The sequence below is a fragment of the Hydrogenophaga soli genome, assembly GCF_054777695.1.
Map to the genome: position 1 here is coordinate 65,333 of NZ_BAAHAK010000007.1, position 21,689 is coordinate 87,021.

Below are 21,689 nucleotides of genomic sequence, written 5' to 3' on the forward strand. Positions count from 1 at the left end.
CACAAGACTACCAATAGATGCCGATAGACCACGAAGGCATAGGAATTATTCCCACTCGATGGTGGCCGGGGGTTTGCTGCTCACGTCATAGGTCACGCGGTTGATGCCACGCACCTCGTTGATGATGCGGCTGCTCACCTTCTTCAGCAGGCTGTAGGGCAGCTCGGCCCAGTCGGCCGTCATGAAGTCGCTGGTCTGCACCGCGCGCAGGGCCACCACGTAGTCGTAGGTGCGGCCATCGCCCATCACGCCCACGCTCTTCACGGGCAGGAACACCGTGAAGGCCTGGCTGGTCAGGTCGTACCAGCTCTTGCCGCTGATGGGGTCGATGGTTGAGCGCAACTCTTCGATGAAGATGGCGTCGGCGCGGCGCAACAGGTCGGCGTACTCTTTCTTCACCTCCCCCAGGATGCGCACCCCCAGGCCGGGCCCCGGGAAGGGATGGCGGTACACCATGTCGTGCGGCAGGCCCAGCGCCACGCCCAGCTCGCGCACCTCGTCCTTGAACAGGTCACGCAGTGGCTCCAGCAGCTTCAGGCCCAGTTGCTCGGGCAGGCCACCCACGTTGTGGTGGCTCTTGATGGTGACGGCCTTCTTGCTCTTGGCACCGCCGGACTCGATCACGTCCGGGTAGATGGTGCCCTGGGCCAGCCACTTGGCCCCCTTGGCCCCATCGCCTTTGAGCTTGGCGGCCTCGGCCTTGAAGACGTCCACGAACAGGCCACCGATGATCTTGCGCTTCTTCTCGGGGTCGGTCACCCCGGCCAACTGTCCTAGGAACAGCTCGGATGCATCCACCCGGATCACCTTGGCGTGCAGCTTTCCCTCGAACATGTCCATGACCATGTCGCCTTCGTTCAGACGCAACAGACCGTGGTCCACAAACACGCAGGTGAGCTGGTCGCCAATGGCGCGGTGGATCAGGGCTGCGGCCACCGAGGAATCGACGCCGCCGGACAGGCCCAGGATGACTTCTTCGTCGCCCACCTGTGCGCGGATTTTCTGCACCGCTTCTTCGATGTGGTCGCGCATGATCCAGTCAGGTCGCGTGCCGCAAATCTCCAGCACAAAGCGCTCCAGCAGCGCCCTGCCCTGCACGGTGTGGGTCACTTCGGGGTGGAACTGCACGGCGTAGTAGCCGCGGGACTCGTCCGCCATGCCGGCGATGGGGCAGGCATCGGTGCTGGCCATCAGCTTGAAGCCCGGGGGCATTTCAGTGACCTTGTCCCCATGGCTCATCCACACCTTGAGCATGCCGTGCCCTTCCGGGGTGTGGAAGTCCTCAATGCCCTTGAGCAACGCCGTGTGGCCCCGGGCACGCACTTCGGCGTAGCCGAACTCGCGGGTGTGCCCCGCTTCCACCTTGCCGCCCAGCTGCTGCGCCATGGTCTGCATGCCGTAGCAAATGCCCAGCACCGGCACCCCCAGCTCGAACACGGCGTCTGGGGCCTTGTCGTCCACCTCGTACACGCTGGCGTGGCTGCCCGACAGGATGACGCCTTTGAGCTGGCCGTCAGCCGCATATTCACGGACCCAGTCGCTGCTCACGTCGCAAGGGTGCACTTCGCAGTACACATGGGCCTCCCGCACGCGACGGGCGATGAGTTGGGTGACCTGAGAGCCGAAATCGAGGATGAGGATTTTCTGGTGCTGCATGGCGGTGCGGTGTGGGGCGGTCAGAAAGAAAAAAGCCGTCTCCCGGTTGGGAGGCGGCTTGAAGGGCCATCAGGCTCACTCGGCCCGGTAGTTGGGGGCTTCCTTGGTGATCTGCACGTCGTGGACGTGGCTTTCGCGAATGCCTGCCGTGGTGATCTGCACGAACTCGGCCTTGTCGTGCATGTCGGCAATGGTGGCGCAACCACAGTAGCCCATGCTGGCCTTCAGTCCACCCGCCATCTGGTACAGGATGGAGACAACGGACCCCTTGTAAGGCACTCGCCCCTCAATCCCCTCGGGCACCAGCTTGTCGGCGTTGGGGTTGGTGGTTTCGTCGTTTTCCTGGAAGTAACGGTCGGCAGAGCCCGCTTTCATGGCGCCGATGGAGCCCATGCCACGGTAGCTCTTGTAGCTGCGGCCCTGGAACAGGATGACTTCGCCCGGGGCTTCTTCGGTCCCGGCGAACATGCCGCCCATCATCACGGTGCCAGCGCCTGCGGCAATGGCTTTGGAGATATCACCGCTGTAGCGGATGCCGCCGTCGGCAATCAAAGGCACGCCCGTGCCCTTGAGGGCGGTGGCCACGTTGTCGATGGCGGTGATTTGAGGCACGCCCACGCCCGCCACGATGCGGGTGGTGCAGATGGAGCCGGGGCCAATGCCCACCTTGACGGCATCAGCACCGGCCTCAGCCAGCGCCAGAGCCGCAGCCCCGGTGGCGATGTTGCCGCCAATCACTTCCACTTGCGGGAAGTTCTGTTTGACCCAGCGCACGCGGTCGATCACGCCCTTGCTGTGCCCGTGCGCCGTGTCCACCACCAAGGCATCCACACCCGCTTTGACCAGAGCCGCCACGCGCTCCTCGGTACCCTCCCCCACGCCCACCGCAGCCCCCACCCGCAGGCGGCCCGCGGCATCCCGGGCGGCATTGGGGAAGTTCAGCTGTTTGGTGATGTCTTTGACGGTGATCAAGCCCTTCAGCTCGAACGCTTCGTTGACCACCAGCAAGCGCTCCAGCTTGTGTTTGTTGAGCAGTGCTTTGGCCGCCTCGGGGGTGGTTCCGTCGGGCACCGTGACCAGCCGCTCACGCGGGGTCATGATTTCGGAAACCTTGGCTTCCATGCGGGTTTCAAACCGCAGGTCACGCCCGGTGACGATGCCCACGACACGGCCGGCATCCACCACCGGAAAACCGGACACGCCCAGTTCGTCGGACAACTTCATGACCTGACGCACGGTGGTGTCGGGGCTGATGACCACAGGGTCCCGCAACAGACCCGACTCGTACCGCTTGACCTTGGCCACATGTGCAGCCTGTTCAGCGATGGTCAGGTTTTTGTGGACGATGCCGATGCCGCCTTCCTGCGCAATGGCGATGGCCAACCGCGCTTCGGTGACGGTGTCCATGGCCGCAGACACCAACGGCAAATTGAGCCGGATGTTGCGGGTGAACTGGGTGGCGAGGGAGGTGTCCTTGGGCAGGACTTGCGAGTAGGCGGGCACCAACAACACATCGTCGAAGGTGAGCGCGTTGCCGAGTAAACGCATGCGATAGCTCCAAAAACCGGATTGTACTCATCTGCTGGCTCCCACCGAAGCGGCAGGCGGCGCTACACTGCGGCGCATGCGCACCCTAAGTCCTTCGTCTCTCGTGTTGTGCCTCACAGCGGCGCTGTGCATGGCCGGTTCTGTCAATGCCTGGGCTCAGTGGGGCTGGACGGACAACAGCGGCAAAAAGGTGTTCAGTGACATGCCGCCACCGTCCGATGTGCCGGACCAGCGGGTGTTCTCTCGACCCGCAGGCAGCCGTCGCCCGGCGTCACCGCCTGCAACCCCGGACGCAACCGGTTCACAAGGAACAGCAGCAACTCCGGCTGCCACTGGCTCGTCGCCAGACAAGGCGGCTGCGGAATTGGAAGCCAAGAAGAAACAAGCCGAAGACGCACAACAGGCCAAGGAAGAAGCCAAGGCCAAGGCCGATGTGGCTCAGCAGGCCAAAGCCCGTGCAGACAACTGCCAACGGGCACGATCGGGCGTGGCCACACTGGACACGGGCGCGCCGTTGCGGCAGATGAACGACAAAGGCGAACGCGTGTTCATGGACGAAGCCCAGCGAGCCGCCGAGAAGCGTCGCCTGCAGGCCATCATCCAAAGCGACTGTTCGCGTTGAGCCCCTCAAATACTCAGTAACCGGGCTTGGCCCCTGCTCGCCGCTGGGCAAACAATCCTGCGGCCTTGCTGCCCTGTTTGTGAAAGCGTTCCCGCCGGGCAACCTTGGGGTCCACCTTGAGGTCGCGGTACAGCTCCACCCGGTCGTGGGGGCGCAGTTCGGTCTGCAGCGATGCCACCCGCCCCCAGATGCCATAGGTGAATGTCGCGTGGAACTCCAGTCCGAACCGATCGCGCCAGCCGCTGAGGGTCAGAACCGCCGCCAGGGTGGTTCCTTCGGGCACCACGATGTCCTGCTCCAGGACCTCCCGGGGTCCCGTGGCGCAGACGAGCGTGACGGGAAACGTTCGCTGGCTCATGAACCGTAGACAGCGTCAGCGCGTTTGACAAAAGCGTCAACCAGGCTGGCGGCAATCTTGTCGAACACCGGCCCCACCAAGCTGCCCAGCGTGGCACTGGAAAAGCCGTACTGGAGGCGAAAATCCACCTTGCAGGCCCGTTGGGAGCCATCACCCAGCGGGGTGAACTCCCAGGTGCCATCAAGCAGGGAAAACGGGCCGTCCACCAGTTTCATGGCCACGCGGCGGTCGGGCTCATGCGTGTTGCGGGTGGTGAAACTCTGCTTCAGGCCGGAGAGGGCCATGCCAATGCGAGCGGTCATGCCTGCGTCGGTGTGATCCAGCACACTGGCGTGGTCACACCAAGGCAAAAACTGCGGATAGCTTGCCACATCGGTCACCAGCGTGAACATTTCATGGGCGCTGTGCCACAGCAGGACGGACTTGTGAATGCTTTTCATACAATCGCTCGGACGTCGGGCATTGTATTCATCCCCTGTGCGGCCCGTGGGGTCGCGTCTTGACTCCCCATTCGCTCCCGTTGCTTCGCCGTCCTTTTTGCATGACCGCTTCCAAAAACCCTTCCAAAACAGCCTCCCATTCCGGCGCTCCCGCGACGGCCACCGTGCGCATCGCTGAGAACCGCAAGGCGCTGTTCGACTACCACATCGAAGAGCGCTACGAAGCAGGCATGGTGCTGCAAGGCTGGGAGGTCAAAGCGCTGCGCCAGGGCAAGGTGCAGCTGACCGACGGTTATGTGGTGATTCGCGATGGCGAGCTGTTCATCATCGGCTGCCAGATCAACCCCATCCGCTCCACCTCCACCCATGTGCCAGCAGAAGCCGCACGCACGCGCAAGCTGTTGCTGAACAAGGATGAGATTCGCCGCCTGGTGGGCAAGGTGGAGCAAAAGGGCTTCACCCTGGTTCCGCTGAACCTGCATTGGAAAGGCGGTCGGGTGAAATGCGACATTGCCTTGGCCAAGGGCAAGGCTGAGCACGACAAGCGCGACACCATCAAGGACCGCGAAGGCAAGCGCGAAGTCGAGCGCGCCATGAAACACCGCCAGCGCTGAGACGCTGACGAGGGGCCACTCAGCTCAGCGCGGCCAGCGGGTGCGCATGGGGCGGCCAGGGGCTCGCGAAAAACGGCTCCACCATGGCCGGGGTCACCCCGGACACCTGGGGAGGGTTCCAGCGCGGGGCGTGGTCTTTGTCGACGGCCAACGCACGGATGCCTTCCGCGGTTTCACTGTCGGCCCCTTGGCGTTGCAGGTGGGCGGTGTGGAAGCAGTGACGCACCATGTCGCGCTCCATGCGCAAATCGTCAGCCAGGCTCATGGTGCGGGCCCGGCGAATCTGCTCCAACACCACATGCAGCATCAGTGGGGAACGCCGGGAGAGCGCTTGCAATGCCTCTTGGGCAAACGGGCTGCTGTCCGCCGCCAACGAGGCCATGATGTCGGCCACGCTGGTCTTGGAAAAATGTTGATCTATTTGCGCCCTGGCGCTTTTAAATACTGGCGTTTGCGCTACAAATTTTGAAGAGACCAAGTGTTCTACCGCATTGGCCGATTCAAAAGGGGTGTTCCCCAACTCAGCCCACACCACGTTCAGTCGCGCGGCGTCGAAAAAGCCATCGGCCAGTCCAAACGCCACGGCATCGGCCGCTCCGATGACCTGTCCGGTGAGCGCCAGCCACTCGCCCACGCGCCCCGGGCAGCGGCTGAGGAAGAACCCTCCGCCCACATCCGGGAACAGGCCAATGCCGGTTTCAGGCATGGCCATCTTGGTGCGTTGGGTGACCACGCGCAGGCTGCCGCCCTGGCTGATGCCCATGCCGCCGCCCATGACCACACCGTCCATGAAGGCGATGTAGGGCTTGGGGTAGGTGTGGATGAGGTGGTTGAGGCGGTACTCTTCGGTGAAGAAATCTTCCAGCGCCGGATCGCCCGCCAAGGCCGCTTGGTGAAAGAAGCGAATGTCCCCGCCCGCACAAAAACTGTGGAATGGCCCTTCTTTGCCCATGCCGCGGATGGCCACCGCCAAGACCTGCGGGTCATCGCGCCACGCCAGCAACGTGGCCGTCAGTGCCCGAACCATGCCCAACGACAACGCGTTGAGGGCCTTGGGGCGGTTCAGTGTGATGAACCCCACACGCCCCTGGCACTCAGCCAGAACGTGATCGGCGTCGGGGGGCAAGTGGGGCTTCTCTGCAGTCATGGGGTGTGGGCGATCAGCAAACGGGTGTCCTGATCATGCCACGATGCCCGAATCGGCGCTGTTCTTTGCGGGCGCACGCTGTCGCCAGGCCAGCCATTCGTTGGTCACCAATGCACCGATGACCAAGGCCCCGCCCGTCAACACATCGCCCCCTGGGGCTTCGCCTGCCCCCACCCACGCGAGCAAGGTGCCAAACAGCACCTCCAGCAAGGCCAGCAGGGACACTTCTGGCGCACTCAAGACACGGGCGCACAGGACAGACAGCACGCAAGGAATGGCCAGCTGAAACAGGCCCAGCCCGCCCAGCAACAGCAGGTCGTGGCCGCTGGCGGCAAACGGCCAAGCCAACGGCAAGGTCACCATCGTGGACAGCACCGCCCCGAGCATGACCGCGGGCACCAGGTCAATGGCCGGAGCCCCGCCCTGCCCTGCACTGGCCCGCAGCCGATTGCGTTGCACCAGCGTCCAGTTGGTGGCTGCCGCAATGGGCACGCAAAACGCGACCAAAAAACCCAGGACACTGCCCCCCGCCAGTTGGCTGACAAACATCCAGGCAATGCCCATTCCCGCCACCACGATGGCCGCCCAGGTGCGGCGCGGCAGACGTTGGCCGGTGACCACCCGCGACACCACCGCCGTCAGCAGGGGCCCAGCCGCCAGCGTGACCAGCACGTTGGCCACGGTGGTGAGGGTCAGGGCCACCATGAAGGCGGTGAACATCACCGACCAGCACAGGCCCGACAGCCACAACATGCCACCCGCACGGCGGATCTTGGTCCACACCTCGGCGCCCTGCCACCACGGCAGGATGACGGCCAGGCTGAGCGCCGTGAAGGCGCTGCGCCAGAACGTGATTTCAAACGCCCGCGCAGCTTCCAGGTGACGGGTCACCACCCCGGCGGTGGACCACATCAAGGCCACCAGCACCATCAGGCCCACAGCCTTGCCGTGGGTCAGCTTGGACCCAGGCACTTCAGGCCTCGCGGCTGGCGCGCTTGCGTTCGTGTTCCTTCAGGTGACGCTTGCGCAGGCGAATGCTCTTGGGGGTGATTTCCACCAGCTCGTCGTCCTCGATGAACTCGACACCGTATTCCAGCGTCAGGTCGATGGGCGGGGTGATCTTGATGGCGTCTTCCTTGCCGCTGACGCGGAAGTTGGTCAACTGCTTGGTGCGGGTGGCGTTGACCACCAGATCGTTGTCGCGGCTGTGGATGCCGACGATCATGCCCTCGTACACCGGGTCGTTGGCGCGCACGAACATGCGGCCGCGGTCGTCCAGCTTGCCCAGGGCGTAGGTGAAGATCTCACCGTCGTCCATGGAGATCAGCACACCATTCTTGCGGCTGGCGATGTCGCCCTTGTGCGGCTCGTAGCTGTCGAAGATGTTGCTGATGAGGCCGGAACCACGGGTCAGGTTCAGGAACTCGTTGGAGAAGCCGATCAGGCCCCGTGCGGGAATGCGGTATTCCAGGCGGACACGGCCACGGCCATCGGGGTCCATGTTGACCAGCTCGCCCTTGCGCTCGCCCAGGGCCTGCATCACGCCGCCTTGGTGCTGTTCCTCGATGTCGGCGGTCACCAGCTCAATGGGCTCGCAACGCTCGCCATTGATTTCCTTGAACACCACGCGTGGTTTGGACACCGCCAGTTCGTAACCTTCGCGGCGCATGTTTTCCAGCAGGATGGTCAGGTGCAGTTCGCCACGGCCCGACACTTCAAAAATGCCGTCTTCGTCGGTTTCACGCACGCGCAGGGCCACGTTGTGTTGCAGCTCTTTTTGCAGGCGATCCCACAGCTGGCGGCTGGTGACGAACTTGCCTTCACGGCCAGCCAGCGGGCTGGTGTTGACGCAGAAGTTCATGGTCAGCGTGGGTTCGTCCACCTTGAGCATGGGCAGCGGCTGCGGGTTGGCCACGTCGGTCACGGTCACGCCAATGCCGATGTCGGCAATGCCGTTGATCAGCACGATGTTGCCGGGACCGGCTTCCGTCACTTGCACACGGTCCAGACCGTGGAACGTCAGCACCTGGTTGATGCGGCCTTTGACGCTCTTGCCATCCGGGCCTTCCATCACGACCACGTCCATGCCGGGCTTGATGGTGCCCTGGCTGATGCGGCCCACGCCGATGCGGCCCACGAAGGTGGAGAAGTCCAACGCGGAAATTTGCAGTTGCAGCGGAGCCGCCGGATCGCCTTTTTGTGCGGGCACGTGCTTCAGCACGGTGTCGAACAGGGCCGACATGTCCGGGCCCCACTGGGCACCTGGCTCGCCCTCTTCCAGCGAAGACCAGCCGTTGATGCCAGAGGCATACACCACGGGGAAGTCCAACTGTTCGTCGGTGGCACCCAGTTTGTCGAACAGGTCGAACGCAGCGTTGACCACCTTGTCGGGGTTGGCACCGGGCTTGTCCACCTTGTTGACCACCACGATGGGCTTGAGGCCCAGCGCCAGGGCCTTCTTGGTCACAAAGCGGGTTTGAGGCATGGGGCCTTCTTGGGCGTCGATCAGCAGCACCACACCGTCCACCATGGACAGGGCCCGCTCCACCTCGCCACCAAAGTCCGCGTGTCCAGGGGTGTCCACGATGTTGATGTGGGTGCCTTGCCAGCTCACGGCACAGTTCTTGGCCAGGATGGTGATGCCGCGTTCACGTTCGATGGCGTTGTTGTCCATCACGGTGTCCACCACTTTTTCGTGGTCGGCAAAGGTGCCGGACTGGCGCAGCAGCTGGTCCACCATGGTGGTTTTGCCATGGTCAACGTGGGCAATGATGGCGATGTTGCGGATTTGGGTTTGGCTCATGGTCGACGCTCGGGAATCAAGGAAAAAATCAAGACAGGGAAGGCAGAACGCACTGGGCGGCGATCTGCTCGATTTCGGGAGGGTTGAGCAGGCGCGTGGGCACCAGCTCGCCGGATTCAATGTGGGCCGTGCCCAGCAGGGCCGGGGTGCGTCCGTTCAGCGCAGGGCCGTACACCGACACCGCCGACGCATTGGGCAGCGCGGTGCGGCGGCGCAAGCCACTCAGAAAGCGCCCAGCATCCTCCGCGGCCAGCATGACCGGGTCATGACCGACCAGCAAGTCGTCCACCGGGCGAAGGGCGTTGAGGCGAGCGGATTCGTCCATGGCCTCCAGGTCGGCCAAGGTCATGCATTGGCCCTCGCCAAACCCGCCGGTTTGGGTGCGGCGCAAAAACACCAAGTGACCCACGGTGCCCAAGGCCCGTGCCACATCCTCACCCAAGGTGCGGATGTAGGTGCCTTTGCTGCACAAAACATCAATTTCAATAGCAACAAAGTCAGGGCAATCAAGCGAGACAGCCAGTTTCAGATCATGAATTTCAATGACCCGAGCCTCGCGCTCCACCACCTCACCGGCCCGGGCGTACTCGTACAAGGCCTTGCCGTCCTTCTTGAGGGCCGAGTACATGGGCGGCACCTGGGTCTGGGTGCCTGACAACTGGGCCGTCACCCGCTGCAAATCGGCCAGTTGAATGGCAGGGACTGGGGCGGTCTGGATCACCTCGCCTTCGCCGTCTCCTGTGCTGGTGGCCTGGCCCAGCCGCACCACGGCACGGTACCGCTTGTTGGCATCCAGGTGCAGCTGGCTGAACTTGGTGGCGGCACCAAAACACAACGGCAGCACACCGGTGGCCAAAGGGTCCAGGGTGCCGGTGTGCCCGGCCTTGTCGGCGCGCAGCAACCACTTGGCCTTCTGCAAGGCCTGATTGCTGGACAGTCCCAGCGGTTTGTCGAGCAGCAACACCCCGTGAACAGGGCGGCGCTGCACCCTGTTGCGGGGTTCAACGCTCATGGTCAGTCGCTGTCTTTGGCACGCGACGACACGGCCTTGGCAATCAAGGCGTTCATGTCGGCAGCGCGTTCGGTGGTGCGGTCAAAGTGGAAGTGCAAGGTTGGCACGGTGTGGATGTGCAAACGCTTGAACAGGCCGTTGCGCAAGAAACCGGCAGCCTGGTTCAAGGCCACCTCGGTTTCTTCCGGGTTGCCCACCAGCAGGCTGAAATAGACCTTGGCGTGGGCGTAATCAGGGGTGACCTCCACCGCATTGACGGTGACCATGCCCACCCGCGGGTCTTTCAACTCGCGGGCAATCAGTTCGGTCAGGTCGCGCTGGATCTGGTCCGCGACGCGGTAGCCCCGGTTGGGTGCAGACGATGGTTTGCGTGCCATGGTGTCCGCCTTTCAAGACCTGGAGGCGTCGGCCGCCGACATGGGCAGCCACCAACGATCCGCCCGCGGCACGTACAGCGCCTGGGGGTCGTGGGACATGAGCACGCGAACCGCCTGCCCCGTCACCCGCCACTCATCCACGAAACCGATGTAACGCGAGTCGGCACTGTTGTCGCGCGAGTCGCCCAACACCAGCAACTGTCCAGCGGGAACCTCCACAGGCCCAAAACGGCTGGCGGATGGCACGCCGGGCAGCTGGGCCACGTCCACCACCACCGGGCCCAAGTCCTCGCGCCAGATCTGCTCGTGCAACAGACCATGCTCGGAAGGCACGTCGCGTTCACCCAGCCAGCGCCGATCGGCCACCTTGCCGTTGATGTACAGCACGTTGTCACGCATCTCCACTTGATCGCCTGCCACACCCACCACACGCTTGATGAGGTTGACCTCGTCGCGCGGAGAGTCGAAGGTGATGACGTCGCCCCGTGCGGGATGAGACCAGCGAGCCACGTGGGTCAGCGTGAAGGGCAGACGCAGGCTGTACGCCAGCTTGTTGACCACCACGCGGTCCCCGGCCCACAGCGTGGGGTTCATGGACGAGGAAGGCACGTAGTTCCAGTCCGCCACGGCCGAGCGGAACACGAACATCAGCGACAGGAAGGCGATCAGCCCCCTGTGTTCCTTCCACCATCCACGGATCGACATGCGGTTGACTCCAGTTCCAGCGATCACAGCGTACGAGCAACTTCCTTGACTTCAAAGAATTCGAGCTGGTCGCCCTCTTTGATGTCGTTGTAGTTCTTGAGTTTCACGCCACACTCGAAGCCTTCCTTGACTTCGCGGACATCGTCCTTGAAGCGCTTGAGAGATTCCAGCTCGCCGGTGTAGATGACCACGTTTTCGCGCAGCAGACGGAAGTGCGCGGAACGCACCACCTGGCCAGACGTGACCATACAGCCCGCAATCGTGCCGATCTTGGTGGCCACGATGACGTTGCGGATCTCGGCCATGCCGATGATTTCCTCGCGCTTGTCCGGCGTCAGCATGCCCGACATGGCCGCCTTCACATCGTCCACGGCGTCGTAAATGATGTTGTAGTAGCGGATGTCCACGTCGTTGCCTTCGGCCACCTTGCGGGCGTTGGCGTCGGCGCGGGTGTTGAACCCAATGATGACGGCCTTGGACGCAATCGCCAGGTTGACGTCGGACTCGCTGATGCCCCCCACCCCGGCATACACCATCTGCACACGCACTTCGGCGGTGGACAGCTTGAGCAACGAGGCGGCCAGGGCTTCTTGCGAGCCTTGCACGTCGGCTTTGAGGATGATGGGCAGGGTCTTGACCTCGCCCGCGGTCATCTCGTTGAACACGTTCTCCAGCTTGGCCGCCTGCTGCTTGGCCAGCTTGGTGGTGCGGTACTTGCCCGCACGGTAGGTGGCGATTTCGCGGGCACGGCGCTCGTCCACCATGACCATGAACTCGTCGCCCGCCTGGGGCACTTCGGTCAGTCCCTGGATTTCCACCGGGATGGACGGACCCGCTGCCTTGGTGGCATGGCCGTTTTCGTCCAACATGGCCCGAACACGGCCATAGGTCTGGCCTGCCAGCACCACGTCACCGGTTTTGAGCGTGCCGGATTGCACCAGCACCGTGGCCACGGGGCCCCGCCCCTTGTCCAACTTGGCTTCGATCACCAGGCCCTTGGCCGACACATCCACCGGTGCCTTCAGTTCCAGCACTTCGGCTTGCAGCAGCACCTGCTCCAGCAGTTCGTCGATGCCCATGCCCGTCTTGGAAGACACGGCCACGAACGGAGAGTCACCACCGTATTCCTCGGGCACCACCTCTTCACCCACCAGTTCCTGCTTGACGCGCTCGGGGTTGGAGTCGGGCTTGTCGGCCTTGGTGATGGCCACCACGACGGGCACTTTGGCCGCCTTGGCGTGTTTGATGGCTTCCTTGGTCTGGGGCATCACGCCGTCATCGGCCGCCACCACCAGAATCACCACGTCGGTGGCCTGGGCGCCGCGGGCACGCATGGCGGTGAACGCCTCGTGGCCGGGGGTGTCGAGGAAGGTGAGCATGCCGCGCGGGGTTTCCACGTGGTAGGCCCCAATGTGCTGGGTGATGCCACCGGCTTCGCCCGCCGCCACTTTGGCGCGGCGGATGTAGTCCAGCAACGAGGTCTTGCCATGGTCCACGTGGCCCATGACGGTGACCACCGGGGCACGCCACACCGCTTCGGCGGCGTGTGCGGCCTGAACTTCTTCTTCGGTGAAGGCTTCGGGGTCGTCCAGCGCGGCTTGAACCGCCTTGTGGCCCAGTTCTTCCACCACGATCATCGCCGTGTCCTGGTCCAGCGACTGGTTGATGGTGACCAATTGACCCAGCTTCATCAGCTGCTTGATGACCTCGGACGACTTCAATGCCATCTTGTGGGCCAGTTCGGCCACGGTGATGGTTTCCGGCACGTGGATTTCCAACACCTTGGCTTCGGTCGGCGCCGCGAACGACGAGGTGTTGTCACGCTGGTCGCGGTCACCCTTGCGACCACCCTTGGGACCTCCCCGCCAATTGGTGCGCCCGCTGGACGTGTCACCACGGGTTTTGATTTCCTTCTTCTTGGAGGAATCGTCTTTCCATGTCGAAGACAGGTTTTCGGATTTGACTTCCTTCTTGCCGCCAGCCCCTACCGTGGCGACGGCCGGACGGGCAGCACCAGGAGCCCCCGGAGCGGCCGCGGGTTTGTGCAACGTGCCCTTGAGCGCCGCTTTGGCATCGGCCGGTTTGGCTTCGGGTTCAGGCTTCTTGGCCACCAGCACCTTCTTGGGTGCGGACATCATTTCGCGGATGGCGGCCGCTTCAGCCTCGGCCTTGCGACGACGCTCTTGCAGTTCTTTGGCCCGGGCTTCTTCCGCAGCCTTTTCGGCAGCCATCTTGGCTTGTTGGGCCTTGCGAAGGTCCTCTGCGCTGGGGGCTGCAGGAGCGGGAGCGGGGGCAGGAGCGGCAAGCACAGGCTTCTCCTCCACCGGGGCAGATGCGGTTGGAGCCACAGGCGCAGGCACCTCCACCGGGGCCGGCGCAGGGCGACGTTCGTTCGACGCACGGGCCGCCGCTGACAGCATGGCGGCTTCGGCTTGTGCCGCGGCACGAGCGGCCTCACGGTCGCGCTGGGCCTGGGTCACTTGGCTGGCCGCGGCTTGTTGCGCAGCCAGGGCGGCCTCTGCTGCGGCCTGTTCGGCGGCGGCTTCGCGGGCTTCCTGCTCCTCGCGCTCTTTGCGCTTGCGAGCCAGCTCTTCCTCTTGCTGGCGCAGCTGCTCGGCCTGATGCCGGGCCTCTTCTTCACGGCGCGCCAATTCGGCGGCTTCAGCCGCTTCGGCAGCGGCCCGTGCGGTGGCCTCGGGAGAGGGCTCGTCGTCGCGCTGGATGAAGGTGCGCTTCTTGCGCACTTCCACCTGAATCGTGCGGGCACGCCCCGTGGCGTCGGCCTGCTTGATTTCGGTGGTGGACTTCTTGGTCAACGTGATCTTCTTGCGTTCAGCGCTGGCGGTGCCATGGCTGCTTTGCAGGAAAGAAAGCAATTTCTGCTTGTCGGCCTCGGACACCAAGTCAGTGCCCGAAGACTTGGGCACACCGGCGCTGGTCAGTTGTTCCAGCAGGGTGTGGGTGGATTTATGCAATTCGGCGGCCAGGTCTGCAACGCTGATGCTCGTCATGGGTGATTTCTCCGTTTCAGCGTGTTTCAGGCCTGTGCTTCGTCACCGCTGAACCAGTGGGCACGTGCTTGCATGATGAGGGCCGTGGCTTCTTCCGCGGTTTGCCCCGTGATGTCCGACAACTCATCGGTGGCCAAGTCGGCCAGTTCGTCACGGGTGTGCACACCCGCGTCAGCCAGTTTGGTGATGAGCTCAGCCGTCAGTCCTTCCAGCGAGCGCAGGTCCTGGGTGACCTCTTCCACGCTCTCCTCACGGGCCAACTCTTGGGTCAGCAGTGCGTCTTTGGCACGGCTGCGCAGTTCGTTGACGGTGTCTTCGTCGAACGACTCGATGTCCAGCATTTCCTGCAGCGGCACATAGGCCACTTCTTCCAGGCTGGTGAAACCTTCTTCGATGAGGATGTCGGCGATTTCCTGGTCCACGTCGAGCTTGGACATGAACAGCTTGCGCACGGTGTCGGCCTCTTCGGCCTGCTTCTGCGCAGACTCGTCGGCGGTCATGATGTTGATGCGCCAGCCGGTCAACTCAGACGCCAGGCGCACGTTCTGGCCACCTCGGCCAATGGCGATGGCCAGGTTTTCTTCGTCCACCACCACGTCCATGGCGTGACGCTCTTCGTCCACCACAATGGATTGCACGTTGGCCGGGGCCAGCGCACCAATGACAAACTGCGCCGGGTCTTCACTCCACAGCACGATGTCGACGCGCTCACCCGCCAGTTCGTTGGTCACACCGTTGACGCGGGAGCCGCGCACACCGACGCAGGTGCCGATGGGGTCCACCCGCTTGTCGTGCGACAGCACGGCAATCTTGGCGCGGGAACCGGGGTCACGGGCGCAGTTCTTGATTTCGAGCAGACCCTGCTCGATCTCAGGCACTTCCTGACGGAACAGCTCGATCATGAAGGCAGGAGCCGAACGCGACAGCAGGATGGGGGCGCCGCGCAGCGTCAGGTCCACTTCCATGATCATGGCGCGCACACGGTCGCCCGTGCGGAAATTTTCCTTGGGGATCATTTCGTTGCGCTTGAGGCGGCCTTCAACCCGACCGCTTTCCACGATCAGGTCACCCTTGTCCATGCGCTTGACGGTGCCGACAAAAATCTTCTCGCCGCGCGACATGAAGTCGTTGAGCAGCATTTCGCGCTCGGCGTCGCGGATCTTTTGCAGGATGACCTGCTTGGCCGCCATGGCACCAATGCGGCCAATGGGCAGGCTTTCGATCGGCTTTTCGATGTAGTCGCCCACTTCAATGTCTTCGATCTCGTCGCGGGCATCGGTCAGCAACTCTTCGGCGTCGGGGTTTTGCAGGCCCGCTTCGTCGGGCACCACCAACCAGCGGCGGAAGGTTTCGTACTGGCCACTGTCACGGTCGATGACCACGCGAATGTCCACTTCGCCTTGGTACAGCTTCTTGGTGGCGGAGGCCAGGGCCAACTCGACCGCACCGAACACCACATCACGCTCCACGTTCTTTTCACGGGAGATGGCGTCTACCAGCATCAGGAGTTCACGGTTCATGTCAGTGGCCAGCCTTTCTTTGTTCTGTCGTCAAAATGTCGGGGTTGATGGGGTTCACTGTGCGGAATTGTCTGCAGGAGAAGCGGAATTGGCTTTGCGCCCCTTGAAGTCCACCACCGGGGCCAAACGGGCTTCGCGAATGTCATCCAGCGTGAATTGCAGGGCTTGCAAGGGAGCGGGCGCCCGCTTTTTGCTGACGCGCTGCCCGGGCTTGACGGCGGGGGCATCGGACCACACCACCTGCCAGTGCCCCTCGGTTTCTGCGGCTTCCAGCGTGCCGCGAAATTTCTTGCGGTTGGCGGCCACGTCGGACCCGGTGACCCCAATCGGCTGCTTGAGCGTGATGTCGACGGTTTCACCCACAAAACGGGCAAAGTCAGCGGCATGCCGCAACGGGCGGTCAATGCCGGGCGAGCCCACTTCGAGCCGCTTGTAGTCAACCTGCTCGACTTCGAGCAGGTATTGCAGTTGGCGGGTCACGACTTCACAGTCCTCCACCGTCACAAACTGCTGCGCTTGTCCGGCGGTGTAGGGCATGTCGATGGTGATCCGGAGCAAACCGCCTGCAGAACGTTCAATCTCGACCAGGTCATACCCAAGTCCAACGACCGTTTGTTCAACCGAGTTTTGCCACGCCATGGATGGATGCGCCGTTCCTACAACAAAAACTTCACAAGTGAATTGACCAAAAAAAACGGGCGGTGATTACCCGCCCGTTTGGTCGTGAAGTTCGTATTGTAGCGCGAGGCGCGGCACCAAGCAACACCTGGGATGTGTTTTTACCCGCCATCTGGCGCCACACCAGCACCGAACGCTCACATGTTCAACACCCACTGGATGATGTTCTTGGCCACAAAGCCCAACATGCCGAACGACAGCACCAGAAAAAGAATGAAAGTGCCGAACTTGCCTGCCTTGGCCTCAATGGCCAGATTGGCCACGATGAACAGCATGTACAAGATGAACGCGGTGACGCCCACCGAAAGACCAAACTGCGCAATTTGGCTTTCGGTGTACCCGAAGATGGTGTTTTCCATGGTTTGAACTGACGCATCGGCACCGTTGCCAATGCAAGGCAAGAGCGCGAGTATCGCTCAAGCCGCGTCAGTCAGTTCCACGTAAGCGTGCCAGCTGGCATGGCCCAGCACCGGAACCGCCACCAGCAAACCCACCAAGGCCGTGGCCATGGCTGCGGCGGTGATCACCATGATCAACACCGCCCACAGGGCCAAGGGCAAGGGCGACAGACCCACGGCGTTCCAGCTGGCCAGCACCGCATCGCGCACACCCACAGGCCGATCCACCAGCATGGGAATGGCCACCACGCTGGAGGCAAACATGGGTGCCGCCAAGATACCCCCCAGAAACAACCAGGTTTCGAACAGGCCCACGGCGGGGCTCAGGACGATGTGCCGCAAAAAATCAGCAGGGCTTTGGATGGGCACCGGCGACAACGCCGTGATGAGCGAGGCGGAGGTCATGACCCAGCCCGTGCCCGCCAACCCCAGCAACAGGCCGAAAACGATCAAGCGCCCGTCGAGCGAGCGCCACACCTTCACCACCTCCCCCATGCCCACACATTGCCCCTTGGCACATTCGCGGCTGACAAGGTAGAGACCGGTGGACAGGATGGGCGCCACGATCATGAAGCCCGAAAACGCCCCTGCCAACAGCCAGAAGCGATGGCCAGCCAAGACAATCAGCAGCCAGCCAAACAACGCCAACAAGCCTCCGTGCACCAAGCCCGGCACCGGGTTGCGAACAAAGTCTTTCCACCCCAGCGCAAGCCAACGGAACGGGGCGTTCATGTCCACGCTGCGAGCGGGCAAAGGAGGCATGGTGTTGATGAAGCTCATTGACTGGTCAGTTTAATCCGGGTAGGAAATTTGAATCCCCGGGTAAACGCTGACACCCCTGCCCCCGCTGGGGACAAGCCCATGCCCCTGCCCCGTGGTCAAGCGCCCAGGGCCGCGGCAATCAAACGCTGGGTGTACGGCTGCTGCGCTTGCTCAAACACCTCGTGCACGGAACCCGACTCCACCACCTGGCCCGCCTGCAACACCATCACCCGGTGGGCCATGGCCTGGACCACCGCCATGTCGTGGGTGATGAGCAAATAACTCAGGCCGCGTTCACGCTGCAAGCGCTGCAGCAAGGTCAGCACCTGCTTTTGCACGGTCACGTCCAGGGCACTGGTGGGTTCGTCCAGCACCAGCACGACCGGGTCCACCACCAGGGCACGGGCAATGGCCAGCCGCTGGCGCTGCCCCCCGGAGAATTGGTGTGGGTAACGCTGCAATAGGGCCTGTGCCTGAGGCGGCAACGCCCCGGCGGCGGCAGGCGCACCAACCCCTTGCGCCCACGGGGGCAGCAGCCCCACCTCGGCCAGGGCTTGGGCCACGCGCCAGCGGCGCTGGGTGGCGTCCCACTGGGGCTGGTGGAGTTCCAGTCCTTCGCCCACGATTTGCTCCACCGTCATGCGCGGCGAGAGCGACGAAAACGGGTCCTGGAACACCACCTGCACCCGCTGACGCTGACGCCGCAGCGCCAACGCGGACGCGGCCCAAGGCTGCCCCTCCAGCCACACCCGCCCGTCCACCCGGGCCACGCCCGACAGCAGGTTCAGCGCGGCCAACGCCAAGGTGGACTTGCCGGAACCCGATTCGCCCACCACCGCCAGGGTCTGCCCGGGCAGCAGCGCGAAATCGGTGGCCTGGAGCACGCACCGGTGGTCGTGCCCCCACCCCGCGCGCCAACCGGCGCGGCGCACCGGGTAGGCCACGCTGAGGCCCTGCCCCTGCAACACCGGGACGCAGGCACCCAGGTCCGTCACGGGCGGGGCTTGCGGGTCACGTTCGGGGCGGCTGTCGAGCAGTTTGCGGGTGTAGGGGTGTTGGGGATGCGCGAACACCTGGGCCACCGGGCCTTGCTCCACCAGCACACCCCGCTCCATCACCGCCACGCGGTCGGCGTGCTGGCGCACCAGTTGCAGGTCGTGGGTGATGAGCAGCAAGGCCATGCCCCGCTGCTTTTGCTGGGTGGCCAGCAACTCCAGCACCTGACCGCGCAGGCTCACGTCCAAGGCGGTGGTGGGCTCGTCGGCCAGCAGCAGCTTGGGGTTGCCCGCCAGGGCCATGGCGATCAGCACCCGCTGCCGCTGCCCGCCGCTGAGCTGGTGCGGGTAGGCGCGGGCTTGCTGCGCAGGTTCGGGCAGGCCCACGGAAGCCAACAAATCAATACCACCCTTCACAGCCACATCAAGCGATAGAGCCATTTTTTGCTGAAAAACTTCAGCAATCTGCTCACCCACCGTCATGAGGGGGTTGAGGGCGGTCATGGGCTCCTGGAACACCATGGCCACATCGCCACCGCGCACGCCTTGCCATTCGGGTTCCGACAGCGCCAACAGCTGGCGCCCGTCCAACTCAACCTGCCCCGTGACCGTGCCGCCGGGCACCAGGCCCAGCAGCGCCAGGGCGGTGAGGGTTTTGCCGGAACCCGACTCGCCCACCAGCGCCAGGCGTTCGCCCGCGTGCAGCTCGAAGTCCACCCCGCGCACCACGGCCTGGGGGCCGAAGGCGATGCCCAAGCCACTCACCCGCAGCAAGGGGGCGGACGCAGCGGACGGCGGCACGTCAGACCGCGCCGGGGGAATGGCAGTGGCGGTGGCAGCGAGCGCTGGGGCCGGGGCTGCAGCACGCCCATCCTCCGTGGGGGTGGAAGGCTCGGCATCGGCGTCGCTGGCCTTGCGCGGGTCCAGCGCGTCGCGCAGGGCATCGCCCATGAAAGTGAGCAGCAGCAACGTGACCACCAGCACGCCAAAGGTGCTGAGGGAAATCCACCAAGCGTCGATGTTGTTCTTGCCTTGCGACAGCAGCTCGCCCAGGCTGGGGGTGCCGGGTGGCACGCCCAGGCCCAGAAAGTCCAGGCTGGTCAGCGCCAGAATGGCCCCGCTCATGCGAAACGGCAGGAAGGTGACCACGGGCGTCAGGCTGTTGGGCAGGATGTGCCGGGTGATGATGTGCCAGTGCCCCACGCCCATGGCGCGGGCGGCGCGCACGTAGTCCATCTGCCGATTGCGCAGGAATTCGGCGCGCACGTAGTCGCTCAGGCCCATCCACCCGAACAGGCTCAGCAGCACCAGCAGCAAGGCCACGCTGGGGGCCAGCACCGCCGAAAAGATGATGAGCAGGTACAGCTCGGGCATGGAGCCCCAAATTTCCATGAAGCGCTGGAAGGCCAGGTCCGTCTTGCCGCCAAAGTAGCCTTGAATCGCCCCCGTGATCACGCCCAGGGCCACGCCGCTGGCGGTGAGGGCCAGCGCAAACAACACACTCACCCGAAAGCCGTAGAGCAGCTGGGCCAGCAGGTCTCGCCCGCGGTCGTCGGTGCCCAGCCAGTTGGCGGTGCTGGGCGGGGCCGGGTTGGGCTGCGTGGCAAAGTAGTTGAGGGTTTTGGCCCCATAGCGGTTGGGGGCGTACAGCGCCCAGCTGCCGGGCTGGTTCAGCTGCTGCTGGATGAAGGGGTCCAGGTAGTCGGCGGGGGTGGGAAAGTCGCCCCCGAAGGTGGTTTCCGGGTAGTCCACCCACAGCGGGGTGTACCACTGGCCCTGGTGGCGGACCAGCAGCGGGCGGTCGTTGCTGACCAGTTCGGCCATCAGGCTCAAGGCCACCAGCAGGCCAAAGACCAGCAGGCTCCAGTAGCCCAGGCGGTTGTGTTTGAAGCGCTGCCAGGCGCGGCGGGTGGGCGATGGGGAGGCCATGGACGTCATGCAGCGGCCCCTCAATCGAACTTGACGCGGGGGTCCACCCACACGTAACAGAGGTCGCTGACGAGCTTGGTGACCAGCCCGATCAGCGTGAACAGGTACAGCGTGCCCAGCACCACGGGATAGTCGCGGCGGATGACGCTTTCAAAACTCAGCAGGCCCAGCCCGTCCAGCGAAAACAGCGTTTCGATCAGCAGGCTGCCGGTGAAAAACGCCCCGATGAAGGCCGCTGGAAAACCGGTGACGATGGGGATGAGCGCATTGCGGAACACATGCCGCCACAGCACCTGGCGCTCGCTCAGGCCCTTGGCCCGGGCGGTCAACACGTATTGCTTGCGGATTTCCTCCAGGAAGGCGTTTTTGGTCAGCATGGCGGTCACCGCAAAGCTGCCCAGCACCATGGCGGTGACGGGCAAGGCGATGTGCCACAGGTAGTCCACCACGCGGGCACCCCAGCTCAGCTCCTCCCAGTTGGGCGAGGTGAGTCCCCGCAGCGGAAACCACTGCAACTGCCCGCCAAAAATCACCAGCAGGGCCACGCCCAGCACAAAGCCGGGAATGGCATAACCCGCCAGCAGCACCAGGGTGGTGACCAGGTCAAACCGGCTGCCCGCCCGCACCGCCTTGGCCACGCCCAGGGGCACGGCCACCGCGTAGCTGATGACAAAGGTCCACAGCCCCAGGCTGATGGAGACCGGCAGCTTGTCCAGCACCAGGGTCCACACGTCCTTGTTCTGGAAGAAGCTGCGACCCAGGTCAAACCGGGCGAACTGGCCCAGCATCTGCACAAAACGCTCGTGCGCGGGTTTGTCAAAGCCGTAGAGCGCCTTGATCTGCTCCAGCCGCTTGGGGTCCACGCCCTGACCACCGCGGTAGCTCAGGCCACCGCCCTCCCCGCCCGTGGCCCCCGGGGCCGCGGCCTTGGCTTCGGCCAGGTACTGCTCCACCGGCCCGCCGGGCACAAACTGGATGACCACAAAGGTGAGCAACAGCACCCCCAGCAGCGTAGGCACCATCAGCAGCAGGCGCTTGGCAATGTAGGTCCACATGGTCATTCACTCACAAAACAATAGCTGCTTGCGCTTGTATAAAAAGCGCTGGATGCCAT

19 protein-coding genes and 1 pseudogene are annotated in these 21,689 nt (G+C 63.8%); 2 read left to right on the forward strand and 18 right to left on the reverse strand.

Annotated elements, in window-relative coordinates; genetic code table 11:
• Positions 1–45 precede the first annotated feature (45 nt).
• Positions 46–1,656 carry a glutamine-hydrolyzing GMP synthase gene (gene guaA, locus ACYVB7_RS13455; protein WP_460508500.1) on the reverse strand — a complete coding sequence of 537 codons (1,611 nt, stop codon included), beginning with the start codon at positions 1,654–1,656 and terminating at the stop codon, positions 46–48.
• A gap of 75 nt (positions 1,657–1,731) precedes the next feature.
• Positions 1,732–3,204 carry an IMP dehydrogenase gene (guaB, locus tag ACYVB7_RS13460; RefSeq protein ID WP_460508503.1) on the reverse strand — a complete coding sequence of 491 codons (1,473 nt, stop codon included), beginning with the start codon at positions 3,202–3,204 and terminating at the stop codon, positions 1,732–1,734.
• Positions 3,205–3,334: 130 nt separating this feature from the next.
• Between guaB and ACYVB7_RS13465 the strand changes: the two genes are divergently transcribed.
• Complete coding sequence (locus ACYVB7_RS13465) at positions 3,335–3,826, forward strand: DUF4124 domain-containing protein (RefSeq protein WP_460508505.1); 492 nt, start codon at positions 3,335–3,337, stop codon at positions 3,824–3,826.
• 13 nt (positions 3,827–3,839) lie between these two features.
• On the opposite strand, the gene ACYVB7_RS13470 is transcribed toward ACYVB7_RS13465, so the two are convergent.
• Entirely contained in the window at positions 3,840–4,184 is a 345-nt protein-coding gene (locus ACYVB7_RS13470; protein ID WP_460508507.1) for an RnfH family protein, read from the reverse strand.
• Positions 4,181–4,624, reverse strand: coding sequence for a type II toxin-antitoxin system RatA family toxin (locus ACYVB7_RS13475; protein ID WP_460508509.1), 444 nt, complete (start codon positions 4,622–4,624; stop codon positions 4,181–4,183). Before ACYVB7_RS13475 ends, ACYVB7_RS13470 begins: the two co-directional genes overlap by 4 nt.
• Positions 4,625–4,725: 101 nt before the next feature.
• On the opposite strand from ACYVB7_RS13475, the gene smpB reads away from it, so the two are divergent.
• Positions 4,726–5,238, forward strand: coding sequence for an SsrA-binding protein (gene smpB / locus ACYVB7_RS13480; protein WP_460508512.1), 513 nt, complete (start codon positions 4,726–4,728; stop codon positions 5,236–5,238).
• 19 nt (positions 5,239–5,257) lie between these two features.
• On the opposite strand, the gene ACYVB7_RS13485 is transcribed toward smpB, so the two are convergent.
• From ACYVB7_RS13485 to ACYVB7_RS13550, 14 genes and pseudogenes are all read right to left on the reverse strand, one after another.
• On the reverse strand, positions 5,258–6,385 hold the full coding sequence (locus ACYVB7_RS13485; RefSeq protein WP_460508514.1) for an enoyl-CoA hydratase/isomerase family protein: 1,128 nt from the start codon (positions 6,383–6,385) through the stop codon (positions 5,258–5,260).
• Between the two features lie 33 nt (positions 6,386–6,418).
• Positions 6,419–7,315 (reverse strand): DMT family transporter, encoded by an 897-nt coding sequence (locus ACYVB7_RS13490; RefSeq protein ID WP_460508864.1) that lies wholly within the window; start codon positions 7,313–7,315, stop codon positions 6,419–6,421.
• Between the two features lie 43 nt (positions 7,316–7,358).
• Positions 7,359–9,188, reverse strand: coding sequence for a GTP-binding protein TypA/BipA (typA, locus tag ACYVB7_RS13495; RefSeq protein ID WP_460508517.1), 1,830 nt, complete (start codon positions 9,186–9,188; stop codon positions 7,359–7,361).
• Positions 9,189–9,216: 28 nt separating this feature from the next.
• Positions 9,217–10,200, reverse strand: coding sequence for a tRNA pseudouridine synthase B (truB, locus tag ACYVB7_RS13500; protein ID WP_460508520.1), 984 nt, complete (start codon positions 10,198–10,200; stop codon positions 9,217–9,219).
• A 2-nt stretch (positions 10,201–10,202) separates the two neighbouring features.
• Positions 10,203–10,577: a ribosome-binding factor A gene (gene rbfA, locus ACYVB7_RS13505; RefSeq protein WP_460508522.1), complete on the reverse strand. Its 375-nt coding sequence runs from the start codon at positions 10,575–10,577 to the stop codon at positions 10,203–10,205.
• A gap of 12 nt (positions 10,578–10,589) precedes the next feature.
• Positions 10,590–11,282 (reverse strand): S26 family signal peptidase, encoded by a 693-nt coding sequence (gene lepB / locus ACYVB7_RS13510; protein WP_460508525.1) that lies wholly within the window; start codon positions 11,280–11,282, stop codon positions 10,590–10,592.
• 23 nt (positions 11,283–11,305) lie between these two features.
• Entirely contained in the window at positions 11,306–14,293 is a 2,988-nt protein-coding gene (gene infB / locus ACYVB7_RS13515) for a translation initiation factor IF-2 (RefSeq protein WP_460508527.1), read from the reverse strand.
• Between the two features lie 26 nt (positions 14,294–14,319).
• Positions 14,320–15,813 (reverse strand): transcription termination/antitermination protein NusA, encoded by a 1,494-nt coding sequence (gene nusA, locus ACYVB7_RS13520; RefSeq protein WP_460508529.1) that lies wholly within the window; start codon positions 15,811–15,813, stop codon positions 14,320–14,322.
• A gap of 54 nt (positions 15,814–15,867) precedes the next feature.
• Positions 15,868–16,452, reverse strand: a complete 585-nt coding sequence (gene rimP, locus ACYVB7_RS13525; protein WP_460508532.1) for an LSm family protein — start codon at positions 16,450–16,452, stop codon at positions 15,868–15,870.
• A gap of 176 nt (positions 16,453–16,628) precedes the next feature.
• The gene (locus ACYVB7_RS13530; RefSeq protein ID WP_460508535.1) at positions 16,629–16,850 is read right to left on the reverse strand and encodes a DUF2788 domain-containing protein; all 222 of its coding nucleotides are present in this window, start codon (positions 16,848–16,850) and stop codon (positions 16,629–16,631) included.
• Positions 16,851–16,907: 57 nt separating this feature from the next.
• Positions 16,908–17,651: a DUF2189 domain-containing protein gene (locus ACYVB7_RS13535; RefSeq protein ID WP_460508538.1), complete on the reverse strand. Its 744-nt coding sequence runs from the start codon at positions 17,649–17,651 to the stop codon at positions 16,908–16,910.
• A 116-nt stretch (positions 17,652–17,767) separates the two neighbouring features.
• Positions 17,768–19,447 carry a dipeptide ABC transporter ATP-binding protein gene (locus tag ACYVB7_RS13540; protein WP_460508865.1) on the reverse strand — a complete coding sequence of 560 codons (1,680 nt, stop codon included), beginning with the start codon at positions 19,445–19,447 and terminating at the stop codon, positions 17,768–17,770.
• A gap of 108 nt (positions 19,448–19,555) precedes the next feature.
• Positions 19,556–20,584: pseudogene (locus tag ACYVB7_RS13545) on the reverse strand (ABC transporter permease); the annotation flags it as partial.
• Positions 20,585–20,595: 11 nt separating this feature from the next.
• On the reverse strand, positions 20,596–21,630 hold the full coding sequence (locus ACYVB7_RS13550; RefSeq protein WP_460508540.1) for a microcin C ABC transporter permease YejB: 1,035 nt from the start codon (positions 21,628–21,630) through the stop codon (positions 20,596–20,598).
• Between the last annotated feature and the right edge of the window lie 59 nt (positions 21,631–21,689).